General features: G+C 47.8%; 4 protein-coding genes. All 4 read left to right on the top strand.

Annotated features, from left to right (window positions below; all coding sequences use genetic code 11):
- On the top strand, positions 1-334 hold a 334-nt coding region (locus ACIQUF_RS25495), incomplete at its 5' end, for a DUF2345 domain-containing protein (RefSeq protein WP_403136509.1).
- Positions 335-379: 45 nt separating this feature from the next.
- Positions 380-2,089: an esterase/lipase family protein gene (locus ACIQUF_RS25490; protein WP_403136508.1), complete on the top strand. Its 1,710-nt coding sequence runs from the start codon at positions 380-382 to the stop codon at positions 2,087-2,089.
- On the top strand, positions 2,076-3,056 hold the full coding sequence (locus tag ACIQUF_RS25485; RefSeq protein ID WP_403136507.1) for a T6SS immunity protein Tli4 family protein: 981 nt from the start codon (positions 2,076-2,078) through the stop codon (positions 3,054-3,056). The genes ACIQUF_RS25490 and ACIQUF_RS25485 overlap by 14 nt, the downstream gene beginning before the upstream one ends.
- Positions 3,057-3,132: 76 nt before the next feature.
- Positions 3,133-3,503 (top strand): contractile injection system protein, VgrG/Pvc8 family (locus tag ACIQUF_RS25480; protein WP_403136505.1); only part of this gene is annotated, 371 nt, incomplete at its 3' end.

Here is a 3,503-nt window from a genome sequence, read left to right as displayed (position 1 = left end):
TCTGCTCACCAGCGGTGGCGGGTATATCCGCATCAAGGGCGGCAATATCGAAATCCATGCGCCGGGGACGATTGATGTCAAAGGGGCGAAGAAGACCTTTAGTGGCGGTACCAGCCTGTCACACAGCTTCAACGAAATGCCCAAGACTGACTTTGCTGATCCTTATGTGATCAAGAAGCTCAGTACTGGAGAGCCTGCGTCTGGGGTGCAGGTCGAGATTACTAGGGCGGATGGCAGCGTGATGCAGTATGTGTCGGATGCGGCGGGGAAGATTCCGGTGCAGCAGAGTCAGGTTGCAGAGTTCTTAAAGATTAAAGTGCTCGATAAAACCTAAAAACTCGTGCAACCGCGCCGCACTGAAATACATGAGGATAGGGAAATGATTGACCCACTGAAACTACTCACAGTTATAAATCCAGATGGCACCAGAACAGCTTCAAGCACCATGTCAAGCTCTACGCAGCAGCAAGAAAAAGAAATTGGTGTAAAAGAAAACAAAGTAGTCCCGATAGTATTCATCCCTGGCATCATGGGGACAAATCTGTGGAATAATAGAACAAAAAAAATTGCGTGGGTAGCACCTAATACTGATACAATTTTGTCAAAATTTTCAGCTATCGGATCCTTTGTATCTGCACTTCTAAGTTCCGCAAAAGATAGACAAAACGACCTTGATGGTCGAAAAGGAATGATTACAGTCTATCAAGATGGGCCGATTCGCAGCGATGGATTAACTGACAAATTAAATAAAGATGAGCTCCAGAGGAGAGGATGGGGTGGTATCATGCGCTCGGCCTATCACCCTATCATGATCTCAATTCAGAACGAAATGAACACCATCATGGTTGATCGGGCCTTACAAGGTTGGTGGAAGGACCATTGCGATATGCTCCCCGGAGATTGGGGAGACTGGAATAGTAATTCTCCGCTTTCTGAATTAGCAGATTCAGAGGGTCTTAAGCATGCCGCCGAAATAAGCTATGAGGTGTGGGCCGGAGGCTACAACTGGCTTCAGTCAAACAAAGATTCGGCGAAAGATATAATTGACTTAATCAATCACAAAATACTTCCAAGCTACCCAACTGCAAAAAATGTAATAATTGTAACTCACTCCATGGGCGGGTTAGTTGCCCGCGCAATGATTGGTGCACACGGCTATCAAAAAATTGATGGTATTGTACACGGTGCGATGCCTGCCACAGGGGCCCCTGCTGCCTATCGAAGAATAAGAGCAGGCTTTGAAGGCGACGGACTTGAAGGCTTTGTAACACGACAAATCTTGGGGCCCACAGCCAAAGAAACCGTGGCTGTACTCGCGTATTCGCGAGGGGGTCTCGAGCTTCTACCCGCAGCAAATTACAATGATGGCAAGAAGTGGTTATTTGCTCGCAAAAAGCAGAGCGAACTAGATAAGGATCGACCTCCTATTGGGAAAGATTTCATTACACTGCCAGAGGCTGGCGACCCTTATGAAGAAATATACAAATCCCAGAAATGGTGGGGTTTAATTCCTAAAGAATCCGAGAAACTCATTGATCCGAATGAGTTTCAAACGGATGAAGAAGAAGTTACGTTTGGCACGCCGCAGAGCAAGAGGGCCATCTTCGAGGAAAACATCAACAAAACTAAAGCCTTTCATACCTCCATTCAAGATGCCTATCATTCACCTACTTACGTTCATTACTCTGCCGAAGCTGAATCGGAAAAACTAATCACTTGGGGTGAAATTACATGGGAATCTGATTGGATCGGGTGGGAAGACCTTGAAACATTGAGTATCACAAGTGACGACTATACAGGTCGCATTGAGCTCGGCGCTGGCCGAATTTTTTCATTCGCGCCTAAAGAAAGTCCAGGAGACGGCACTGTGCCTGTCATTTCATCCGCGAGCTCTAGGGCTTCTCCCAATGTAAAAGGAGCGTTTGCTCATGGTATAAATACGCTCAAGCATCCTCATGCCTGTAAAGCTGGGCTATATAATAAGACCGCTGGCTACGAGCATCAAAATGCGTACAACGATCCCGATGGACGAACGCTTTACGCCACACTTTATAGCATCGTGAGAATTTCGTCCCATGTTAAAATTTAAATATCTTCAAGCAGCAGCGCGCATGCTTGCAATTTTTTGTGCTGTAGCAACTATTTTCTCCCCAGGCGTCGTTTACGGAGCTCCAGGCATGCACATTCCCTCTACTCAATTTTACTTTGGCCGCTACATGTTTTCCGCACCTACTAACGGAGTCGGCTCCTGGACATCTTACAAAGTGGTACAAAAAGATTTAGAGTTCATAAGTAAAAACGGCGCGCACGACATAAAATCAAAAGTTCAAGAATCCATACTCGAAATAGAAAAACTTCACAAATCTGGATACGAAGCTTTTGATCAAACCCTCCCACTAGAGGGTGGCGGAATAATAGTCGTTTCGAAAGCCTCAACGTACAACTTTGAGATCTACTATTTAACATCGCACAACACGCTTTACCGTCAACAAGTGGAATCTATATCTCTTGACGCATTCAACAAAGCAGTCAAAGTTGCTCAAGACATTAATTCATTCCTTCACTACCGCCATCCTGCTGAAAGTCCTCCTAGCGGGACTTTTGCGGTCGAGGCGGGTTATCTAACCCTGCCTCTCGACAAATATCCAGAGCAAGTTTCTATTGGCCTACCTATTTCAACGATCCCCGGCATCCACCTAACCTTTGACACTCAGCGTATTGGGAAACCTGAGCCAGGACTCATCGAACGTTACGAGCAGCGCACGTCAGGGATCATCACTCCAACTTTACAAATGATTTTAACAAACTCAACAGTAATGAGAAAAACAAAGAGACAAATAGCGGGATTATCATTTGACGAACTATTACTCAAAACCAGAGCAGACGGCAGGACTTTCTATACTTTCCGCGTCGAGTTTCCAGGCATACCTAAATCGAGCACGGAGCCTTATACCGTCCTTGAGATGAGCACGCTGGAGAAAGGCGAAAGTTTCAATAGCGATTCAGACGCAATTGAATTCTGGGAAAATTTAGTTAATAGCATTAAGCGAATTTAATTCATTTTCGAGCTCTTCATCAAGGATGACGATGGAGCCATAAGACAGTTATGCCTTGATGAAGCTCGACAGTTTAATGAACCTGACCTTCGGCACCCCGCTCTCGCAAAGCGGCCGCCTGCTCAAGCTGACCACCCCACTGGGTGCCGATCAGCTGCAGGCTCTGCGCGCCCACGGCGTCGAGCGCATCGGCCGCATCCCGCGCTACACCCTCGACGTGCTGGTGCAGGACACCGAGTACGACCCGGAAAAACTCATCGGCCAACCCGTCAGCCTCGCCCTGCTCTGCGACGACGGCAGCCAGGCGCCACGCCACGGCCTGGTCGAGAGCGTACGTTACCTCGGCAGCGATGGCGGCCTGCATGACTGGCAGCTGGTGTTCGCGCCGTGGTTCAGCCTGCTCGAATACCGCAGCGACTGTCGCATCTGGCAGGACAAGAACCTGCC

Source organism: Pseudomonas sp. NPDC090233 (genome assembly GCF_044772285.1).
In the GTDB taxonomy this organism is placed as follows: Bacteria; Pseudomonadota; Gammaproteobacteria; order Pseudomonadales; family Pseudomonadaceae; genus Aquipseudomonas.
Note: the sequence above shows the minus strand (reverse complement) of the source record. Positions and strands in the feature narration are given on the sequence as shown.